This is a genomic window from Pedobacter sp. P26, assembly GCF_050632135.1.
Classification (GTDB): domain Bacteria; phylum Bacteroidota; class Bacteroidia; order Sphingobacteriales; family Sphingobacteriaceae; genus Pedobacter.
This window is the reverse complement of sequence record NZ_CP192574.1, coordinates 3146581-3166458: the sequence shown is the minus strand read 5'-3', so window position 1 is coordinate 3166458 and position 19878 is coordinate 3146581. Positions and strand designations below refer to the sequence as shown.

Here is a 19878-nt window from a genome sequence, read left to right as displayed (position 1 = left end):
AAGAATTCCAATTCATATTGCTGTTATTATCTTGCTGTAATGTGGGAAACTGGGGCTTGTTCAGCGTTGGGAGTTTTCATATATCAATAAGAATTCTACAGGTGTCAGATATTCCTAAATTTATAAAATACTACATTTATTTATGTAGCTGTTCTTAGGGAAGATTACTTTTTATGGTTTCTGTCGGTCTCTTTTTTTGTCCAAACACTACGACCGTATAAAAAGTTAAAAGGATAAGTAAAAAGATTTTATTCATATTACAGAATAAATGGCATAAATCAGGCGTATTTTTTTGGAAAAATACAGGTTTCAATTGGACTGAGAAAATTGATTGAAAAATACTTTTTCAAGACTGAATAGCGTCAGTTGATCCGCTGATTTTGTTCTAGTTAAACATTTTGTTAACAAAAACGACTTGAGCGGTTGCAATAGATCGGTCACACTTGAAATAATATCAAGAAAAATATCAGCATATTGGATGTGAGAAGACTAAAGCTACTGCTATAGCCTATAAAAAAGCCGTCCCTGCAATAAGTCATTATATATAGAAAATGTACTATCCTGTATAGCAGATTTGATAGATTTTTATAAAAACAATAAATATGAATAATTATTTATTGTTAACCTCAAAATAAAAAAAAATGAAAAAAGTGTTATTAACCACCGTACTGTTTTTCTCTATCATGGCAGCGTCTTTCGCTAAAACAAGGTACACTTTTCACACCACTTGTGGTACTACTGTACAAATCATCAGTGATCAAAATTGGAGTGATGCTACACTAACTTCAATGATGAATGGGATCAATGAGGCTGACTGTAATGAAACTCCAGGCTCGGTAGAGATTATCCGTTAATTTACCCATGTTTCTTCGTGGCTTCAAGGCCATGAAGAAATTTTATTTTTTTTTAAATCTAAGAGGGTAACTATTTGAGGTGCTGGTTATTCCGAAAAAAATAAATACCGATGTTAAAATCATTTTTTCTTGGCTTGATAATTCTCTTAACGGCTCAAATATCTTTTGCACAGTCTAAAGATAATGATCGGTTTGAATGGAGCGCCCAATATAAATTCTATTTCAAAACAGATAGTATGCAGTCTCAACCAAACTCTGAATATATGCTACTGATGTTTAATCAGCAAATTTCAGGTTTTAGGTCTGTATCCAGATTCCTCCTTGACAGTATTAGGAAAACAAGTAATTATAAAGAAAGGCCTCAAAGTGAGCGTGTTGCCATTGGAATGAAATACCCGACCAATTTTGAAGAGTATATTTTTACTGACCTTAACAAAGGACAAGTTACCGTTACCACTGTTGCTAATTTAAGTGTTCCAACCAGTCCTCAATATACTGAGTTTGTATCGCCTAAATGGCAAATCAAAAACCAGACAAAAAGAATCAATAACATTTCTTGTACAAGGGCGGAGACTGTTTTATTTGGACGCAAATGGATTGCTTGGTATGCTAATGATTATACTTTTCCCTTTGGACCATATAAATTTTATGGTTTGCCAGGATTGATTATAGAAATCGCTGATGCTACTGGTAGCTATCGATATGAACTTGTAAAGTTTAAAAAAGAGCAAATTATTTATCCCCGGGTTCCAGTGGACAATGTGCTAAAAGTTAGCAAAGCGAAGTGTTTGGAATTGTTTCGTACCGGAAAATATACAACAGCAATGTTTAAAAACGTTCAAATTGAAGGGCGCGGTCCTGAGTATTTTAAGCGTATGCAGGATGGCATGGACAAAAAGCGTAAGAGGGATAACAATCCTATAGAATTACAGCCGTAACCTTTGGGAATTCAGTAGCGCAATGTTCAGATGTACCCTTTTTCTGCTTATATTTCTATTTTCATTTTTAGCTAGAAGTCAAACTGTCGTTTCGGGAAGGTTATTTTCACCGAGCGGGGAGCCAATTCCGCACGGATCAGTTAGTGTAATGGTACCCGCTGACAGTGCAGTGATTTCATTCGTATTAAGCGATTCAGAAGGTAGGTTCAGACTTTCTTTCATCTCAAAGGTGAAGAAATTGCAATTGGTTATAAAAGCAATGAATTATGAAACCTTTTATCGATCGATTGAAAACCAAACTCAACAGTTAAATTTTAGTTTACGGCAAAAGGTGATTGAACTTGCAGAGGTTGATGTTCGAAAACCACCAATTGTAAAGAGAGGCGACACTTTAAGTTATGATTTAAATTCTTTTGCAAGCTTACAGGATCGTACTTTAGGAGATGTTCTTAAAAAAGTACCTGGTATAGAGGTGAGTGCTAATGGCCAGATTAGATATCAGGGGTTGGCCATTAATAAGTTTTATGTAGAAGGAAAGGATTTAATGGCTGGCAACTACGGAATTATAACGAATTCTCTACCAAATATCGATGTAGATAAATTGGAAATACTCCCAAACCATCAACCCATAAAGCTCCTAAAGGATAAACTGTATTCGCCGCGGGCCGCCATCAATATCAAACTGAGAAAAAATGTAACGACAACCGGAAGAGGGGAAATTGGTGGTGGATTAAGCCCACTCGCATGGCAAACTAAGCTTACACCGATGCTGTTTAGCAAAAAATACCAGTCGTTATTGAACTACAAATCAAATAATATTGGAGAAGACATCACTAAAGAAATGAACAATCTGGGTGTAATTGATGTTTCGGAGGGCATAACTAAAGAAAACACAGATAATAAGTGGATCAGCATCTCTCAAACTGTTCTGCCAACGATAGCTCAGGAGCGATATCTATTTAACCGGACACATGTCGCATCAGCCAACCTATTGTTTAACCTGACTAAAAAATTGGAGCTAACGGGAAGTGTAAGTTATCTGAACGACAGAATTGAGCGCGAGGGAGGGCAAGAAACGATTGTTAACCAGTATGATTCTTCTGGAAATCAGCAAGGTATCATTTCATATGGGCGTTCAAATTTAACACGATTGGCTAAACAACAAGTAAACGCAAGGCTCATTTTGACACAAAACACTGACAGCAATTTTTTAAAGAATATTTTGTTTTTCCAATATAATAGATCCAGTGATATTGGAAACATTAGGATTGGTAAATCTTCAATTGCACAGTTTCTTGCCTCCCCTGAATATGTGCTGCAAAATTCTTTGAGCTCGATTATCCCAATCGGAACCAAGAAAAAATATTCAGTCAATTTACATTCGTACATCAATTTTTCTAATGTAAAGCAGCATTATCAAGTTTCACCTTTAACTTCATTGTATTTCCCGGGTATATCTTTCGTAAAGCCAGATCTGCTAATTCAGGAGCTCTATCTAAAAAAATTGAATCAAAAAATACATTGTCATCATCACTTTCCTTCAATGATATTACTTTGACACCAAGGTTCGGTTTACAAGCTGATCGAAGTTTGCTTCGTTCAGGAATTTCGGATATCAACATTGCTCAAAATGGAGCAGATCGATACATCAACAATATCAGTTATACCATTTTTAGATCATTTGCGTCTATTGATTTTAATTACAGCGGAAGAAAACTTAAAATTCTTACATCGTTTCCTGCCAAAATTAACAATATCACTGCGCTTTCCAGGCTACATGATTTTCGCAAGGATCTGCATCTCAACACTTTTGAGCCAAGTTTGCAATCGGAATATCGACTCTCTACCAGGTATAAGATCGTTGCTACAGCAGCTGTTAGCAACGATTTTGCAACGTTGGAAACACTTTATCCTGGCTATATATTAAGTGGACTGGATTTTAGCTCTTATGGCTCGGACATTTCAAGAACCAGAACACAAAATTTAGGAACCAATCTTATTTATGAGAATGTCCTCGACAATACATCCTTTAATATTGGGTATAATTACTCAAATAAACTGGGAAATGTAATTTTTAACAGAAAAATTTATGAAAATGGACAACAAGTACTCGAGGCTCTTAATATGAAGAATCCACAAAGCTTCATCAATTATCAAATAATTCTGGCTAAATTTTTTGCTGAACAAAAAATCAATACCTCCATAACTTATCTCATCAGCAATGGGAATACAAATAGTTATGTTAATGGTACCTTTCTTAACAGCCATAGTTATGGTCAATCCGTAGGTTTAAAACTAAACTATAACAAATTAAAGTGGCTGAATATAGATTATAATGCAATAGCATCCTTTAACCGTGTTAAAAATAATTTTGACATAACAAGGTTCAATTCCTTATCACAAAAGTCTCAATTATTTATTTCTCCTTTTTTAAACCACAGTCTGGATGTAAGCCTCGATCAGTTTCGATACAACTTTTTGGGTAATACTTTTGTAAATTCCTTTTTAGATATAGGCTATCGATTTTCATGGACTAAAAAAAATAGATTTTGATTTAAAGTGGGCAAATATTCTAAATAAAAATAGTTACAGGCAGTTTATGGTGAACGAAAATCAAACAACTGAAGATGTATTTAAACTTCGTCCATCCCAATTATTATTCGCTGTAAAGTTCAACTTTAGGTAAAGTTTCAAATACTTACTACTGTGCTATCGGCTATCAGTATCATCTGAAAAATGATGACCCCTAATCCCCGGAACATTTAAGATTAAAGTAAAAACCTCGTTAAGGATGGAATAGTTTAAGGAAACCTGCTTTCCGTATTTATATTTAAGACGCTTTCTCACATTATTTAAACCCAATTTACTAGAATGAATATTGATGTTTTTTGATTGCACATTCCTGGTGGTAATAGTTAACGTATCGTTTTCATATAAAAAATCGATAACTGCCTGTTGCTGTGGATTTGAAAATTCTCCATGCTTGATCATGTTTTCTGCCAGGGTCAATAATACCAGCGGGATGAATGGAAGTGAAAGGATTTCTGGAGGATAGTTTAACCTTATTTCTGTTTTGATATTCCTTAATTGGTACAGTGAAAATAGCGTTTCAACATGTTTGATCTCTGTACCCAAGCAGATTACTTCACCCATATGATCTGAATCGATTGCGAAACGCATTATCCTGGAAAGATGGATCACGGCATCAGAAGCTATCTGTACATTATTGGTCATGGTATGATATATAAAATCGAGGGTATTGAAGAGAAAATGGGGATTTATTTGGGCTTTCAATAGCGAATTATGAGATTTTACTAATTCCTGCTCAGTTTTTTGCTGTTTAATGATGTTTTGCAGATGGAGCTCCTTTAACTGTTCTTTTTCGCGCTTTTCTACCTGTGTCCTTTTAAACACAAAATACCCTGTTGAAAAGAACATAAAATATATACCCCGATAAAGATTCTTCAGAATAAACTGCCTATCTAAAAGATATGGACGTTTAACCATAATTACATTGATATAGATCAATAATAAATTTGCCAAGTAGTGAAAAAAACATAGGTAGCCAGACTAATCATTATTACTAAAGGTAACCTCCAAAATGCTTGTAGATCTCTCCTGAAAGACCAGGGTAAGCCCAGGTCAGAAAAAAAATAAAAAAAAACGATTATCACTACATAATGGAAAAGATAAGTAACTGGATTCTCAAAAATATCAAATATTAGGCCTACAATTATGGTTTCGTAAACAATAAAGACAGACCATACAATAAAATGAACTGAGCTACTCTTTAATTTATCCAAAATCTTTTTCATGCATTTCCTGCTTTAAGTGTAGGTTAACGTCCATTTAATGTAACAATATTTTTTCCTGAAAGTAACCGAACTAAGTTGCAAAAAAATACAAAAACATGCAACAACAAAAGACAAAACTCAAAGCCAAAACTGTTTTTATTTTCAAAAAATCAAGCAGCTCAAATTATTTAAACTATGCAGAAACAGAGCCTACGACTACGCTTGTTACTACTGCGCAAACACATATCGCTAACAAAGGATAAAGCAAAGAGGAGGATTTACCTCCTCTTGGTTTTTATTAATTTTTCAGAAACGAATGAAAGAAAGTCTTTTTTGTAATAATCACCTACAGTCATCTCACAACCGTTAACCATTTTAATCGAATTACCGGAAATGTACTCAATATGTTCTTCTGCAAGAATGAAACTCCTTTGGAATCTTAGAAAACCTGGTTGACATTTGAATATATCTGAAACCTCTGACAAAGTCATATAGGTTAGTATTTTGCGTTTTAAAGTATGAATCATTACATAGTTCATTTTACTTTCTACAGCTACAACATCAGAGAATTTTATATTTAGCATTTTGTATCTGTCTTCTTTACTTTTGACTAAAAACGAAGCATTTTTATCGTAAGAGTTACATTTCCGACCATTTGAGGAGAATACTTTATTCATAGAGGTTAGGAATTCTCCTAACGTAAAAGGTTTCAAAAGATAATCATCAGCTTCAATTTTGAACGCCTCGTATCCATACTTGGTATGTGCAGTAGTGAAAACTATTTTTTTTGTTTTATTCCTGAGCATTCGGGAGAGTTCGATACCATTGATATTTGGCATATCGATATCCAATAGCACAAGATCTACGCAATCAACGGACTCGAAATATTTTAATGCTGCTAAAGGGTTTGTAAACGAAGCAGATAAATACAATCGATCGAAGTTACTCAAATATTTTTTTAAGCCCTCAATGGCGTGGGGCTCATCATCAACGATTACGCATTGGTACATATAGCAGAAAAATTAGATTACCTGAATTATAATTTTAGCTTTTTTCTGTCAAGAAATAGAACATTGTTTTAATTCCCTGTGGTATATGTATTGAAAACAACTTTCAGTAATACCGAGGATAGGGCCATTCCTTCCGGATCAGCATAGCGTAATTTTTAACATTCCTGTTCAATGAGTAACAAAGCTGCAAGCTTTTTCAAAATCAGTTTTCCTGATCTTACGCGAGAATTGAAATATTGGTCATAAGCCAGATGCAAAGCATCATCCTCAGCATTGATCAATAGTTTTCTATTCAAACTCCTGTATTTGTTCAAATGATTAATTGCCGCAAATACATCAGTGTACAATGTGAATGTATCCGCCAAATTGACCGATACAATTGGAGTTTGTATGATAATTTTGGCCCTGTCTATAAGTAGTCCAACATAATCGTTTGCCTCCACAATATCAATTGCCTCAAGCAAAAGTTGGTATTGGAATTCATCAATGTTAGCAGTTTTTACCATACAGTAAATTTAAGTTGATGTTGAAGCGTGAACCTGTTTCTATCTTCTTGAATATATTCAACAAAAGAAGTAAAAAAGAAGCTTAATCACTATAAACCTATCTATAAATTGTTAGTGATTATGTAGAATGATCAGAAGCAGGGGTAGAAATAGAGAATTAAAAAGGATAAATAATCCAGTAAGTGGCTGCTAGTCTACTTATGATCATCAGTTTTCATTTTATTTTTGGATCTGATCAGATTCTTATTTAAAAAATCCGTAAAACTTTTTTTGTAATATTCACGAACAGTAAGCAATAATCCATTTTTCATTTTAATGGTGTTTCCATCTATATAATCTATAAAATTATATGATATAATAAAACTTCGATGAAATTGCAAAAAACCTGTAGCTTGGCTCAAAACCTTAAACATTTCACCTAATGACATGTATGCGGTTACTTTTGCATTTAACGTGTATATACTCACATAGTTGAGCTGACTTTCCACAGCGATGACGTCACAATATTTAATAGCAACTATTCGATTTCCATCATCCTTGTTTTTAACAAGAAATGTCGAAATGTTATTGGATATATAATCTGTTGGTTTTATAAGTGCTTTGTTAATAGCGATCAGGAACTCGCCAAGCGTATAAGGCTTTAACAGATAATCATCCGCATCAGCCTTGAAGGCTTCATAACCATATTTAGTATGACCTGTCGTAAAAATAAGCTTTCTAGTTTTTGCTCGAATTGATTTCGACAACTCAATTCCGGAAATATTAGGCATATCAATATCCATAAGAATCAAATCAATATCTTTAAATGTCTCAATTTCAGTTAATGCCATATAAGGATCACTATATGCTGCTACCAAATCGATATTCGGTACGGATTCCAAATATTTTTTCAGTCCAACAATAGCATGTGGCTCATCGTCAATTATAATACATTTATACATTATTAATAGTTTGCTGATTAAAAATCTGAGTATTACATTAAATACCTACATATTAACTAAAAATCAAGTTTAATGCCTAATGTAAAGAAAAGTTCACAACAAAACAACATGAGAGTGCTGGTTTTGGATTTAGAGTGATTCGGCTTTAGGCATATTTTTTTAATCCATTCAGATAAAGCAAAGCACTTTTCAGAAATACCGTTTTACTGTATTTATAGGCGGACCAGCTAAGTTGATCGAAGAAATTACTGATAACGAAAAATTTAGTATCTATAATCTCTTGCCAGTATTCAAGGAAAAAAATATTTGATAATAACTTCTTAACGATTTGGTGGTTCCCTAAAAGCAAAGATCCTGCTAATCTTGCGATTGCAGGGTTTTATATATTTAGATCGTGATTGGTTTGATCCCAGAGGGAAATGTATACATGCTGATCTGTTTAAACTGTGAAACAGAAGCCAACCCTGCATGGGCTTAGACATTCATTTGCGACACACTTATTGGAGGCGGGAACAGTCATCAGGTATATCCAGCGTTGTTGGGCACAGCAGTACAAAGACGACCGAGATCTATATTTCATGTAAGTACAAAGCAGAAAAGTTTGATAAAAAGCCCACAGGATAGTTTAATATTTGAAATCTAATGATAGATTTCGTTAACTTAAGTGAAAAATATACGCTATAGCATAGCGCATATTTACTAGTTGGCAGTAATTTTGCAGAACAGACCTTGAAATAAAATAGAGATGGCAAAAAGTATAATTTTAACAGTAACAGTCTTGACTATTTTATTGCTGAATTTAACCTATTGTTATGGTGGTAAAGATACTCGTAACAGAACTGATACGAGTAACGATGATTATGTTAATCAAACTAAAATTATCCAATACATAATGAATTTTCAATTTTAGGAAAATGGCAAAGAACAGCCCAAAGTGAAAGTAATGGAGGTGCTAAAATTTATACTACACAAATAAAAAATGGAGAAATATTGTCGTTTGAAAAAAACAATAAAGTAAAAGATGAACAGTGAAATTTAGGAACTTATACTCTTGATAGAGAAAAACTAAAAATAACCCTAAATAAAAAAGAAGAATACTATTTTGTTTATTATGATAAAAAAGACGAAACAAAAATTTATTCGAATCCGGTAACCCCGAAATATCAAATAATTTGTGATGAAGGATGCGCTTATACTTATACAAAAAGATAATAATTGAATAAACAATGAAAACAATACTTACACTTTTCCTTTTAATAACTTTTACCCAAATATTTGGACAAACAGGCAAATTGTACAAAGGCACAATTAACAATACGATAAAAATTACACTTTATTTAGAAGGATTAGACGAAGGAATAAATGCAGACCCAATTATTGGAACATATAAATATGACAACAAAAAAAATTATATTTTATTAAAGGGTTTTCGAAATAATGACGGAAATATTAGTTTGGTCGAACTATCAACTGCAAATTTTTCAGGTACTTTTTTAGGTACCTTAACTAAAAATAATATTATAGGGAAATGGATAAGTGCAAATCAAAAGAAGAATTACATTTTTGAATTGACTGAAATTGTAGCTACGAAAGAACAAATAAATAATTTTCAAAAGGCAATCGTGGAAAAAGGAAACGAATTTAGAAATTATTAAAAAACTACCGCCAATAAGGGTCTACCTTCGGTGAGGACTTCGCCGTTTGGCCAAACGGGCTGAAGTGCAAAATTCAACGGCAGTTTTTCAATTGAACTTTATTTATAAAACCAGCTTTTGTGATTCGATTTTCCGCCCGAACGCAAAGGCCCAAAACGTTGGCGACAATTTTACAGAACCGTGAAAGAAAATTGCAATGAAAAAGTACCTTATCTTAATAATACTTACTTTGACAGTCTTGACAATTTTCATTTGTCAGATTGAAAGAAAAGAGGTTAAAAACTCAAAACAACTTAAAGAAGAAATAATTAAAGAAGTTGTGAATAAGTTAAACCCAAAAGATTCACTTTTTATAGTTACTGCGAGAACCCTCGGAGTTTGTGGAAACGATGAACGCTATGACGGATTTACAACACCAATTGAGAAATTTTCGGAAATAAAATTTATATTGGAAAATCCTTATTTCGTTGACGGAAGCATAGGCTTTAAAGAAAACTATCTGATAAATAATAAAACTATAATTACAGGTGGAGCTTTTGACAATGAGTTTGCTTCAAATACTTTAAATTTTAAGTATGATGAAGTGAAAAACGAAAAACAAGTGTATGACATTCAGTTCACTACAGTAAACAAAGACACGGTTTATGTTTCCATATTCGATTATTTTAGTAGAGAAAGGAGGAATGTTAAATTTAAAATGGTGCAAAAAAATTCAAAATGGAAAATTGAAACAACTGAATAAAAAGACATCGCAACCGCAAAATCGATCTTTGGCTTTGCAAGAATAAAGAAACTATTTGAAGTGGCTGTATATCTTGATACACCATACTTCCATTTTCAGAAAATAAACTTGAAGCCATAACTGCATTTGTAAAAGGGGCAGATAGTTCCATTTTAAGCTGTCCTAAAAATCAGTTACCAAAAGGCATTATGGATAAGAGGGGGCAGATGGGAATTTACTGGATAAGTATGTCAGTTGAAAAGAAAAATTAACGAATAGGCAATTCCCAAAAGCAAAACCCTGCTAATCGTGCGATTTGCAGGGTTTATATATTTGATAGTCTGTGTTGTGATCCCGGACGGAAATGGATACCTCCTGATCTGTTTAAACTTTAGCGTTAAACTTTGGGTAAGCTGTAACCGTTGTGATACGGGGCCAGCAGGTATTTATCGTTAACCTTCTGATCTGTAAACTGATGTTTGGCATTGTCCCATGATAGTTTTTGCCCGCTTCTGAAGGCAAGATTTCCCATTTGGGCAACGGTAGCTACATGCGCCGCATCCTGTATAGAACAATTCAGTTCTTCTTTTTTCTGGATCTCACCACACTAAAGAAATTAACCATATGATTGTCCAGTCCATTATCTGAGGATTTAACAAAGGGCTTACTCACTTTATTGCCACTTATCTTTTCTTCAATAACTTCCCAGCCTTGCCTGTTGAGGATCAGCGTGCCGTTGTTACCGATATAAGCAATCCCATGGTTGCGGTTATAAGAGCCGTTATCAATACCCATGGCAGAATCCCATACCATGTTGAATTTGTCGAACTCATATAGGGTAGTGAGCGTATCAGGCGTTTCTTCGTACAGATCGGGATAGGCGAAGCGACCGCCTAATGCAGATATGGTTTTGGGTACGGGTGAGTTCATACCCAGCAAGCCATAATCCAATAAATGCACACCCCAGTCGGTCATTAACCCGCCGGCATAATCCCAAAACCAGCGGAAATTGAAGTGATATCGGCTGGCATTAAATGCTCTTTTATTCGCCGGCCCAAGCCACATGGCATAATCAACGCCTGCAGGGGGTAAGGTATCAGGCACTATGGGAGCAGGTTTCATCCAGCCCTGGTAACACCATACTTTTACCGTTCTGATATTTCCCAGCTGGCCGCTCTTTACAAAATCTACCGCATCTTTAAAATGTTGCTGACTGCGCTGCCATTGACCTGCCTGTACCACCTTATTGTATTTTTCCTGCGCTTTAACCATGGTACTGCATTCGACAATAGAGTTGCCGACCGGCTTCTCCACATATACATCTTTACCTGCCTGTACGGCATGGATCATCATCAGGGCATGCCAGTGATCGGGTGTCCCGATAATTACGGCGTCGACATCTTTATTATCAAGCAGCGCACGGTAATCTTTATATCTTTTTACTTTTGCGGCATCAACATTCATCGACTTTAATTCGGCTATCCTTTCATCAAGCACGTTGGCGTCACTGTCGCACAGGGCGATCAGGTTTACGCCCGGTACTTTGAGGGCCGCCTTGAGGTCGGACCATCCCATGCCTTTGATTCCGATTACGCCAATATTGATTTGGTCGTTTGCGCCAATAGTCTTACTGAAAAGGGCATAGGCAGGATTATCTAAGGCAGAAAGCAGGGCAGTAGTTCCTACTGCGGTTGCAGCGTAGCTGAGGAAATTTCTACGGTTTAACATTTAATTTGGTCTATGGTTCATAATACTTTAAAGTAAATTACAAAATAATTAGTCGAGCATCCAGATATATCGTTAAAACTAATAAGAATGTTACCCATATTTTTGTCAACCCATCAGTTTATGGGTTACTTATTTGACTGGGCAGCAAAACCGCTAAAAAGAGGCTGTCTCATAAATCAATTAATCCATATATGTTGTCACATTGAGCTTGTCGAAATGCCAATTAAAGCATTTTTTACAAGTCCTTCGACAAGCTCAGGATGACATTATGTATTTATGAGACAGCCTCTTTCGTATTAGGTAATCGGCAACTATAGAGGTTTTTTCTATTTATCCCAAAAAATACGTGTGTCCATATTATCTGGTCCGCCATTGTCTGCAACCGCTGCCTGGTAATTTGTTAAATTTGCAGAAAGCTCAAGCGTTGGATAAACAAACCTGCGAACAAAACCACCAATTATATTTTGCCCTGCTATGGTATTGGGCGATAAGGCTGGAAAACCGCTCCTCCTGAAGTTAGCAAATGCCTCGGTACCATTGCCCCAGGAAGCCACCCAATATTGCGTATTAATCAGGTTGAGTGCATTTGCCGCATTATAAGCGTTAACGGGATTATTAATAAATGCATTTTGAGTAGCTAAAGGAATAATGGCTGCCGGGTTATAGGTTGTCCATTGGTCCATTGCCGCACGTATACCGTTAGCATAATAAACATCAGCTGTACTACCGCCGGTGATCCAGCCTCTAACAGCGGCCTCTGCCAGCAGGAATTGTGTTTGAGCGTGAGTGATGAAAAATTGTGGGGCGGTTAAACTGCCGAAAATACTGTAATTAACCTGGGAATAATTAAAACCCGAACCGTTAGCACCTCTAAACCCCGGAGCAGTTGGTAAAGTAGCACTGCTATAGCCTACAGGGAGTCCGAACTGATTTGCAGATGTGGTATCTGGTACGCTTGTTGGTGCAGCTAATGGGTTTGCATATTTACCGGATATAAACTTCAATCGCGGATCTCCGCTATTTTTTAGCTGATTTACAAAGGGAGCCGCTAAATAATAAGTATTTGCTATCGCCGTAATCGTCTGGCTCACGGGATTCACGTAAGTTGCATTGTATTTCAGGTAACAGTTGTCGGCATTTGATGTCATTACACCACCAGTTACCGCAGCTTGCACAATAGTTTGCGCTTTTGCCGGATCTATTTTACTATACCTCATACCTAATCGAAGTAGTAACGAATAACCCAATTTTTTCCACTGGGCGATATTGCCGCCATAAAATACATCAGCTTTAACGATATCCTTTGTTGGATCTAAAGCTGCCGTTGCCTCAGTAACTTCTTTGATCAGATCGGTATAAATCGCGGCCTGATTATCATATTTAGGGGTAAGCACATTTGATAAATAGGCTTGTCCGGCTTCACTATAGGGTACGTTTCCGTAAGTGTCTACCAGCATCATAAATTGATAAGCTTTCCAGATTCTGGCTTCATTATATAAATTTGTTCTTGCTGCATTACCTTTAATTTGGCTTAATATCTGGACCAGTAATTGAACAGGGCCTGAAGAGCTTGTTGCGCCACTATTTGTTCCTGTATATTCAGCATTCCAATTTTGCGAAGTATAGGTTTGATTCAGCTGATTAAAATTAAACGCCGAGGTGATTCCTGAAAACGGATTTACAAATTGCTGTACAATGGTTGGCTCAGTTTCCATTGTCGCTCCATGTGTTCCAAATTGTGCACTTGTAAACAGGAATGCCGCGTCGAGTTCTGTTGGATTATTTGGACTAATATTTAATTTATCAAACCCTTTATTGCAACTGGAAATTACTGGAATACAGATGGCGATGGCTATAATTCTGATTAAATTTTTCATATTGTATATAGAGTTAGAATTTTACGTTTAAGTTAAATCCGAAAGTACGTGTTGTTGGTAGCGATGCCTGCTCATAACCTGTTAAGTTATCCCCGCTTGAGGCTATTGCTTCGGGATCAATGTTCGGCGTATATTTCTTAATGATTAATACATTACGGCATACGGCAGATAACACTAAGCTTTTCACATATTTTTTATTGATAAATTTAGATAAGTCGTATCCCAGCGAAAGGCTTCTTAATTTAACAAAGCTTGAGCTGTAAATGAAAGGGTCTAAGATATTCGTTGAACGATAATTTGCGTAAAAATCTTCCGCATTTACAGCGGTGGTGTTTGGTAACCCGTCAGTAGCATTTACGCCAGGAAAAATTACGCCACCTACACGGCCAGGTAAAGACTCTTTTGATAAACCTTCTCTTAATAAGTTTAAACTGGTACTCGAAAGTACTTTACCACCTGCTTTATAATCAATATGGGAGATAAAGGTAAAAGCCTTTGTAATTTAATGTGTTTAGCCAACCCCCTGTTGCTGTAGGGAGGCCGCTACCAAAATTAACTGGTGTAGCACTTGCTACGGGTTTGCCTCCCGATAATACGATATTTCCGGAAGCATCCCGCTTGTAAGTTGAACCTACAATTTGGTTAAGGGGTAAACCTACCACGTGAACTATAGACCCAAAAAACTCAGGACTGCCCACTACAAGCTGCGATTGGTTGTTGGCTAATGACAATACTTTTGAAGAATTGAAAGCAGAATTAAAAGCCGTTTTCCAGGTAAAGTTTTTGTTTTGGACAGGGATTAATTCCAGGTTAAATTCTAATCCTTTATTGTCCAAACCACCTAAGTTAACTAACGTGGTGCTGTATCCACTTGCTGCAGACAGGCTGATTGGAACGGCTTGATTAGTCGTTTTTTTATCGTAAGCAGCCACATCCAGATTCACTCTGTTGTTGAACATACGTAACTCAATACCGATTTCTTTTTCATTTACGCCAAAAGGCTTAATCTGGGTATTTGGTGAAGCTGTTCCGTTAATACTGCCTAAAGGAAGCCCATTAAATGAATTTTGAGCTAGCAAAAATGTTAATGCATTGTAAGGAGCAACCCCTGGGCACTTCCTGTTTCTGCAACAGCAACTCTCAACTTTCCAAAATTTAACCATTTTGCATTTGGAAGTAATTCCGAAAAAACGAAACTTCCGCTGATTGAAGGATAGAAATAATGATCTATATCTCTGGCCAGTACCGAATACCAGTCTGTACGGCCGGTAACATTTAGGTATAATAAATTTTTGTAGGAAAACTCTGCAGTACCATACAATGAATTTACGGTTTGTTTAGTTAAATTGTAGCTCGAATTTGCCGTAACACCGTTTCCTATGGTGTATAAATCTCTGATGTAAAAGTTGGTTACCGCTTCATTAAATGTAGATGTAATTAAGGGAAAGTGATTACCACCTACTGTTGCATTAAATGAAAAATCTTTCCACTTGTGCCCGCCACCCAGCAGGAAGTCAAAATTATTCTGGCGTGTACTTGCTGTACTTATTCCATAGCTACCATTATATAGCCCTGTTGGTGCTGCAGATACAGCCAGCGTACCCGTTGGCGTGTTTGATTCATAAGTAGTTTGCAAAAGGTCCATATTTGCCCTGCCCTGAAGATATAGCCAATCAAAAAACTGATAGCGTACCACAGCAGTACCTAACAAATGATCTTTTGTTTGTCTTTGAAATTGCTTCGCTAATATCCAGTAGGGGTTGGTAACGGTTGCAAACCTCGAAGTAGGTGTTTCATTTCCGTTGGCATCTATTGCGCCTGCCTGGAGTACATCAAAAGAAATGGAGTTGGCCAACCTGTAAATTGAGGTAGGAATTGCATTTCCCTGTACGCCTACAAGTGGCGGATTGTTATTAAACTGGTGATCGTAGTTAACGTAAAATTGTGTAGATAACTTATCGGTAAGTTTATAGTTAATGCCAACGTTAAAAATCTTTTTATGATAATCGTTGTTTGGTATTATACCCTGAGCATCCTGATTAGAAAGGGACACCCGGAAACTTCCTTTGTCATTACCGCCAGAAAGTGCAACTGTATTACTCCACGATGGCGCAAGTCTGAAGAAAGTCTTTATCCTGTCTTTAACAGGTGCATACGGACGCTGAACGCCGTCGAACTGAAACGTTGGTACATTATCAAACGGCACACCAAAGCTCCATGCACCAGAACTCTGCGCAGTACCTACTGATGACGGACGAATATTATTCTCGCCTTGTCCGTACTCATATTGAAAATCTGTATAATCCAGTGCCTGGTTTACCGTAAAATTAGAGTTGAACTCAACACCTATGCCACTATTTTTTGATCCCGACTTTGTTGTAATAATGATTGCTCCGTTAACGGCACGAGAACCATACAGGGCTGCTGCGGTAGATCCTTTTAAAACAGTCATCGATTCGATGTCATCCTGATTGATGCCTTGCATATTATCTCCCTGATCCACATTTTGTGTATAACCATTACTGCTGCTTGCACCCTGCGACATTGGCAAGCCATTGATTACGATGAGCGGCGAATTGTCTGCAGTAAAAGATGATTGTCCACGTAAGCGAATCTTGGTACTCCCACCTGGTCCTGCGGCCGGTGGAGAAACGTCCAGCCCGGCGATTTGGCCCTCAAGCGAATTGGCGAGGTTAGTTGTACGGTTGGTTTGTAATGCCTCTACGTCGGCTTTTTGAGCTGAATATCCCAGGCTTTTGGCCTCCCTTTTTATGCCGAGTGCAGTTACAATAACTTCATTTAAAGCATTTGTAATCGCTACCATAGACACATTAACTACGGTTTTTGTATTTACTGTTATTTCTATGGGTTTATAGCCAACGGATGTGAACACCAATACCGCGTTATTATTGGTAACATTTATGGTATAGCTGCCAGATGAATTGGTTACAGCAGCATTCCGCGTTCCCTTTTCAACTACGCTTACGCCGGGCAGGCCAACGCCCTGTTCATCGGTAACTTTACCTGAGATTCCTATAAAGGCTATTTTTAACTTTTTGGTTGTTGAAGGCGTACTAAAGACTCCGGTTGTTAGCCCACCGGCTGACGCATTTAAGGGCTCGAAAAGAATGAATCCCATTAACACAGTATATGCAAATACCAGTGGAAGTAATTTTTTTTCATCATTATAATTTGGTTAGCATTGGTTTTTTAATAAAAAGCTTATATATCCCGGAAAACGTTGTGTAATCAATTTGGAATATAAGCAGTATAGCAACTAGGTGCCGTGGCTGGACGTTAAGTAAATCTATCTCATATTAAATATTGGTTAGTTAGTTAATTAAATCGCTGTTCTGATCATCTAAGGCAAACATGCTTAATGAAATATCTTGTTTGAAGAAAATAATTGCGGGAATAGAAGCATTACTTTCTTTTTATATTTGGTTTCGAAACAGTTATGTTACACAGGCAAATAAAGACAACTTTAATGAAAAGCAATTTCAGTATTGCTGCAAAAAATTGTAACATATTAACATAGATATGTCTTTCCTGATTTTGTTGTGTTTTAACAGGGTATTGTAAATCTATCTGTTTATCAATTGCTTATAGAAAAACCTTGGTGCAAAATCAATCTGATGTACAAATAATAAAACCTGGCGTTGTTAACATACTTACTATCAATAGGTAAATTAGATAGTCATTATATCGCACATAATTTATAATTTCATGCTATAGTTAACCAATTATAAACATGAAGGCTACGTTAAAAAAGGCTACTCCAAACCCGGAGCATTCCTTTAATATCCATAAGGATATAGGGCATGCGATATTAAGTGCCTGGCACTATCATCCCGAGTGCGAGTTATTGATTGTTAAAAGGAGCTACGGTACCTGCCTGATAGGCGACCATGTTGGTCCTTTTAAAAATGGTGATGTATTTTTATTTGGATCAAACCTGCCACATACTTTCCGGTGTGAACAAAAATACCTGGAAAACGATACGGAAAAAGTTGGAGAAACCATCGTGATTCTTTTTCAAAATAACATCTGGGGCGATACATTTTTGAACCTTCCTGAAATTAGTCCGATTGTTAAACTGCTAAACACAAGTAAGCTGGGTTTGCGTTTAAAAGGAGCAACTAAACGAAAGGTTGGCAAAATAGCAGAGGAAATGCTTAACGAATCGCCTGCCCGTAAATTAATTAGTTTATTATCTGCTTTAGAAATAATAGCTGCTACGAAAGAATATGAAATAATATCATCCAATGGCTTTAACCTGGAAGTAAACAGCATCGACCAGAGCCGCATTAACACCATTTTCGAATATACTTTTAATCATTACCACCAAAAAGTAGCATTAGAAGATGTAGCCTCATTAATTAACATGGGAAAGCACTCTTTTTGCAGGTACTTTAAATCCAAAACAAAAAAACATATATCCAGTTTTTAATGGAAGTGAGAATTGGAAATGCCTGCAGGTTGCTGGTAGAAGAGGAATTTAACATGACGGAGGTAGGCTATGCCTGTGGCTATAACAATATCTCTCACTTTTATCATCAGTTTAAAGCACTTACCAAAAAAAATCCAATGGATTACAGGTCCAGTTATATTAAAACGGAAGAGAGGAAATTTACCGAATAGATATTTGCTGGCTGCTTTTAGTGGGCATTTAGGTTAACACAATTCCTAAATCATTTTGCTTAAGGTGAGCTAATCTTTAAAAAAACGGTTAGTTAATCATGATCCTATTCTCACCAATCAGGTCATATAATCCTTAATTTTAGTATTGCAGCATTTAATTGTATTATATTAACATTATGCTGTAAATGTACTTTAAAAAGCATTTATTTGCTTTATTATTTACCGCCTGGATATGAAAATTGAGTTTAAATCTAATTTTCGATCCAAAAAAACTTAACCAAATATGATGAGAATCTATAATACCTCGAGCGGGATTATTATCAACCACAATAACCAATATTTCTTAACAGAAGAGAAAAGCTGGGACCGGTTTGTAAACAGAAGCAACCTTTTTAAAGTGATCAGTAGTGAGTTGCAACAGCTTCAGCCTAACGATGATTTACAAGCGCTCACCAATTCAGCTATTTTAACACCTATAGGTAACCAGGAGGTGTGGGCATCTGGTGTAACTTATTTTCGTAGCAGGGAAGCCAGAATAGAAGAATCAAAAGAAGCAAAAAGGTGGGGATTTTTATGCCAGGGTATACGATGCAGACCGGCCGGAACTTTTTTTTAAATCACCAGCTTACCGTACAGTGGGTTCCGGAGGAAAAATACGGATCAGGGCAGATTCTAAATGGAACGTACCTGAACCGGAACTGACCTTATTTATTTGCTCAGCAGGCACTATTGAAGGTTATACCATAGGTAATGATGTATCATCGAGGGACATCGAAGGCGAAAATCCGCTTTATTTACCGCAGGCAAAATCATACAATGGAGCTACCGCTTTAGGTCCTTGCATTTTAGTAACAGAGGGCCCAATAGATCCGGATACGAATATCAGCATCGAAATATCCAGAGATTCGGCAATCCTTTTTAAGGAGAAAATATCCATTAATCAAATGAAACGTAAGCACAAGGACTTAGTGGCTTACTTGTTTCGGGAATTGATTTCCCTCATGGTACTTATTTAATGACAGGTACTGGCATAATCCCTACAGATGATTTCACCTTACAAAGCGGAGACATGGTAAAAATAACCATTTCAGAGATTGGTTCACTTGTAAATACCGTAGCATGATAAACAAATTATAGGTTTCGAAACGGCTGCCAAAGCAAGTGAAACGATTGGTTCGATAAGCAGGGCTACCGGCAAAAAATCTAAATAGGA

At 36.4% G+C, this 19878-nt stretch carries 21 protein-coding genes; 11 read left to right on the top strand and 10 right to left on the bottom strand.

The features are described from left to right. Positions 1 to 650: 650 nt before the first annotated feature. The 4 genes from ACQ86H_RS14815 to ACQ86H_RS14800 all read left to right on the top strand — a co-directional run bounded on the left by ACQ86H_RS14815 (position 651) and on the right by ACQ86H_RS14800 (position 4345). Positions 651 to 854, top strand: coding sequence for a hypothetical protein (locus ACQ86H_RS14815; RefSeq protein WP_431295325.1), 204 nt, complete (start codon positions 651 to 653; stop codon positions 852 to 854). A gap of 110 nt (positions 855 to 964) precedes the next feature. Beyond that, positions 965 to 1792, top strand: a complete 828-nt coding sequence (locus tag ACQ86H_RS14810) for a GLPGLI family protein (protein ID WP_138821104.1) — start codon at positions 965 to 967, stop codon at positions 1790 to 1792. Between the two features lie 259 nt (positions 1793 to 2051). Next, entirely contained in the window at positions 2052 to 3350 is a 1299-nt protein-coding gene (locus ACQ86H_RS14805; RefSeq protein WP_431295324.1) for a hypothetical protein, read from the top strand. Further along, positions 3314 to 4345 (top strand): hypothetical protein, encoded by a 1032-nt coding sequence (locus ACQ86H_RS14800; RefSeq protein WP_431295323.1) that lies wholly within the window; start codon positions 3314 to 3316, stop codon positions 4343 to 4345. The genes ACQ86H_RS14805 and ACQ86H_RS14800 overlap by 37 nt, the downstream gene beginning before the upstream one ends. Positions 4346 to 4501: 156 nt before the next feature. Here the strand turns inward: ACQ86H_RS14800 and ACQ86H_RS14795 are convergent, their stop codons facing one another. After that, a complete protein-coding gene (locus tag ACQ86H_RS14795; RefSeq protein WP_168202416.1) occupies positions 4502 to 5335 on the bottom strand; it encodes a histidine kinase in 834 nt (277 codons plus the stop codon). A gap of 367 nt (positions 5336 to 5702) precedes the next feature. Here ACQ86H_RS14795 and ACQ86H_RS14790 point away from each other — a divergent pair, with 367 nt between their 5' ends. Further along, positions 5703 to 5849 carry a hypothetical protein gene (locus ACQ86H_RS14790; RefSeq protein WP_168202417.1) on the top strand — a complete coding sequence of 49 codons (147 nt, stop codon included), beginning with the start codon at positions 5703 to 5705 and terminating at the stop codon, positions 5847 to 5849. Between the two features lie 15 nt (positions 5850 to 5864). Here the strand turns inward: ACQ86H_RS14790 and ACQ86H_RS14785 are convergent, their stop codons facing one another. The 3 genes from ACQ86H_RS14785 to ACQ86H_RS14775 form a co-directional block, all read right to left on the bottom strand. Continuing rightward, the gene (locus tag ACQ86H_RS14785) at positions 5865 to 6596 is read right to left on the bottom strand and encodes a LytR/AlgR family response regulator transcription factor (RefSeq protein WP_138821107.1); all 732 of its coding nucleotides are present in this window, start codon (positions 6594 to 6596) and stop codon (positions 5865 to 5867) included. A 155-nt stretch (positions 6597 to 6751) separates the two neighbouring features. After that, a complete protein-coding gene (locus tag ACQ86H_RS14780; RefSeq protein WP_138821108.1) occupies positions 6752 to 7102 on the bottom strand; it encodes a hypothetical protein in 351 nt (116 codons plus the stop codon). A 194-nt stretch (positions 7103 to 7296) separates the two neighbouring features. Next, positions 7297 to 8043: a LytR/AlgR family response regulator transcription factor gene (locus ACQ86H_RS14775; RefSeq protein ID WP_431295322.1), complete on the bottom strand. Its 747-nt coding sequence runs from the start codon at positions 8041 to 8043 to the stop codon at positions 7297 to 7299. A 1226-nt stretch (positions 8044 to 9269) separates the two neighbouring features. On the opposite strand from ACQ86H_RS14775, the gene ACQ86H_RS14770 reads away from it, so the two are divergent. Then, entirely contained in the window at positions 9270 to 9698 is a 429-nt protein-coding gene (locus ACQ86H_RS14770; RefSeq protein ID WP_138821110.1) for a hypothetical protein, read from the top strand. A 196-nt stretch (positions 9699 to 9894) separates the two neighbouring features. Then, positions 9895 to 10440: a hypothetical protein gene (locus ACQ86H_RS14765; protein WP_431295321.1), complete on the top strand. Its 546-nt coding sequence runs from the start codon at positions 9895 to 9897 to the stop codon at positions 10438 to 10440. A 376-nt stretch (positions 10441 to 10816) separates the two neighbouring features. On the opposite strand, the gene ACQ86H_RS14760 is transcribed toward ACQ86H_RS14765, so the two are convergent. The 6 genes from ACQ86H_RS14760 to ACQ86H_RS14735 all read right to left on the bottom strand — a co-directional run bounded on the left by ACQ86H_RS14760 (position 10817) and on the right by ACQ86H_RS14735 (position 17163). Continuing rightward, on the bottom strand, positions 10817 to 10951 hold the full coding sequence (locus tag ACQ86H_RS14760) for a hypothetical protein (protein ID WP_431295320.1): 135 nt from the start codon (positions 10949 to 10951) through the stop codon (positions 10817 to 10819). Between the two features lie 44 nt (positions 10952 to 10995). Next, positions 10996 to 12147: a Gfo/Idh/MocA family protein gene (locus tag ACQ86H_RS14755; RefSeq protein ID WP_431295319.1), complete on the bottom strand. Its 1152-nt coding sequence runs from the start codon at positions 12145 to 12147 to the stop codon at positions 10996 to 10998. A gap of 326 nt (positions 12148 to 12473) precedes the next feature. After that, positions 12474 to 14024 (bottom strand): SusD/RagB family nutrient-binding outer membrane lipoprotein, encoded by a 1551-nt coding sequence (locus ACQ86H_RS14750; RefSeq protein ID WP_138821113.1) that lies wholly within the window; start codon positions 14022 to 14024, stop codon positions 12474 to 12476. Between the two features lie 13 nt (positions 14025 to 14037). Further along, positions 14038 to 14211 carry a hypothetical protein gene (locus ACQ86H_RS14745; RefSeq protein ID WP_431295318.1) on the bottom strand — a complete coding sequence of 58 codons (174 nt, stop codon included), beginning with the start codon at positions 14209 to 14211 and terminating at the stop codon, positions 14038 to 14040. A 280-nt stretch (positions 14212 to 14491) separates the two neighbouring features. Next, complete coding sequence (locus ACQ86H_RS14740) at positions 14492 to 15103, bottom strand: TonB-dependent receptor domain-containing protein (RefSeq protein ID WP_431295317.1); 612 nt, start codon at positions 15101 to 15103, stop codon at positions 14492 to 14494. 5 nt (positions 15104 to 15108) lie between these two features. After that, a complete protein-coding gene (locus ACQ86H_RS14735) occupies positions 15109 to 17163 on the bottom strand; it encodes a SusC/RagA family TonB-linked outer membrane protein (protein WP_431295316.1) in 2055 nt (684 codons plus the stop codon). Positions 17164 to 17775: 612 nt separating this feature from the next. On the opposite strand from ACQ86H_RS14735, the gene ACQ86H_RS14730 reads away from it, so the two are divergent. The 4 genes from ACQ86H_RS14730 (at position 17776) to ACQ86H_RS14715 (ending at position 19681) form a co-directional block, all read left to right on the top strand. Next, positions 17776 to 18474: a hypothetical protein gene (locus ACQ86H_RS14730; protein ID WP_431295315.1), complete on the top strand. Its 699-nt coding sequence runs from the start codon at positions 17776 to 17778 to the stop codon at positions 18472 to 18474. Next, the gene (locus tag ACQ86H_RS14725) at positions 18474 to 18665 is read left to right on the top strand and encodes a helix-turn-helix domain-containing protein (RefSeq protein WP_431295314.1); all 192 of its coding nucleotides are present in this window, start codon (positions 18474 to 18476) and stop codon (positions 18663 to 18665) included. Before ACQ86H_RS14730 ends, ACQ86H_RS14725 begins: the two co-directional genes overlap by 1 nt. A 283-nt stretch (positions 18666 to 18948) precedes the next feature. Next, a complete protein-coding gene (locus ACQ86H_RS14720; RefSeq protein ID WP_431295313.1) occupies positions 18949 to 19281 on the top strand; it encodes a hypothetical protein in 333 nt (110 codons plus the stop codon). Positions 19282 to 19300: 19 nt separating this feature from the next. Beyond that, positions 19301 to 19681: a fumarylacetoacetate hydrolase family protein gene (locus ACQ86H_RS14715; RefSeq protein ID WP_431295312.1), complete on the top strand. Its 381-nt coding sequence runs from the start codon at positions 19301 to 19303 to the stop codon at positions 19679 to 19681. The last annotated feature ends 197 nt before the right edge of the window (positions 19682 to 19878 follow it).

Excerpts from the sequence above, each read along its gene's own strand:
- ACQ86H_RS14810 (WP_138821104.1), top strand. The coding sequence starts at position 965 with ATGTTAAAATCATTTTTTCTTGGCTTGATAATTCTCTTAACGGCTCAA.
- ACQ86H_RS14805 (WP_431295324.1), top strand. The coding sequence starts at position 2,052 with ATGAATTATGAAACCTTTTATCGATCGATTGAAAACCAAACTCAACAG.
- ACQ86H_RS14790 (WP_168202417.1), top strand. The coding sequence starts at position 5,703 with ATGCAACAACAAAAGACAAAACTCAAAGCCAAAACTGTTTTTATTTTC.
- ACQ86H_RS14785 (WP_138821107.1), bottom strand. The coding sequence starts at position 6,596 with ATGTACCAATGCGTAATCGTTGATGATGAGCCCCACGCCATTGAGGGC.
- ACQ86H_RS14780 (WP_138821108.1), bottom strand. The coding sequence starts at position 7,102 with ATGGTAAAAACTGCTAACATTGATGAATTCCAATACCAACTTTTGCTT.
- ACQ86H_RS14775 (WP_431295322.1), bottom strand. The coding sequence starts at position 8,043 with ATGTATAAATGTATTATAATTGACGATGAGCCACATGCTATTGTTGGA.
- ACQ86H_RS14770 (WP_138821110.1), top strand. The coding sequence starts at position 9,270 with ATGAAAACAATACTTACACTTTTCCTTTTAATAACTTTTACCCAAATA.
- ACQ86H_RS14765 (WP_431295321.1), top strand. The coding sequence starts at position 9,895 with ATGAAAAAGTACCTTATCTTAATAATACTTACTTTGACAGTCTTGACA.
- ACQ86H_RS14760 (WP_431295320.1), bottom strand. The coding sequence starts at position 10,951 with ATGGGAAATCTTGCCTTCAGAAGCGGGCAAAAACTATCATGGGACAAT.
- ACQ86H_RS14755 (WP_431295319.1), bottom strand. The coding sequence starts at position 12,147 with ATGTTAAACCGTAGAAATTTCCTCAGCTACGCTGCAACCGCAGTAGGA.
- ACQ86H_RS14750 (WP_138821113.1), bottom strand. The coding sequence starts at position 14,024 with ATGAAAAATTTAATCAGAATTATAGCCATCGCCATCTGTATTCCAGTA.
- ACQ86H_RS14735 (WP_431295316.1), bottom strand. The coding sequence starts at position 17,163 with ATGGGATTCATTCTTTTCGAGCCCTTAAATGCGTCAGCCGGTGGGCTA.
- ACQ86H_RS14730 (WP_431295315.1), top strand. The coding sequence starts at position 17,776 with ATGAAGGCTACGTTAAAAAAGGCTACTCCAAACCCGGAGCATTCCTTT.
- ACQ86H_RS14725 (WP_431295314.1), top strand. The coding sequence starts at position 18,474 with ATGGAAGTGAGAATTGGAAATGCCTGCAGGTTGCTGGTAGAAGAGGAA.
- ACQ86H_RS14720 (WP_431295313.1), top strand. The coding sequence starts at position 18,949 with ATGATGAGAATCTATAATACCTCGAGCGGGATTATTATCAACCACAAT.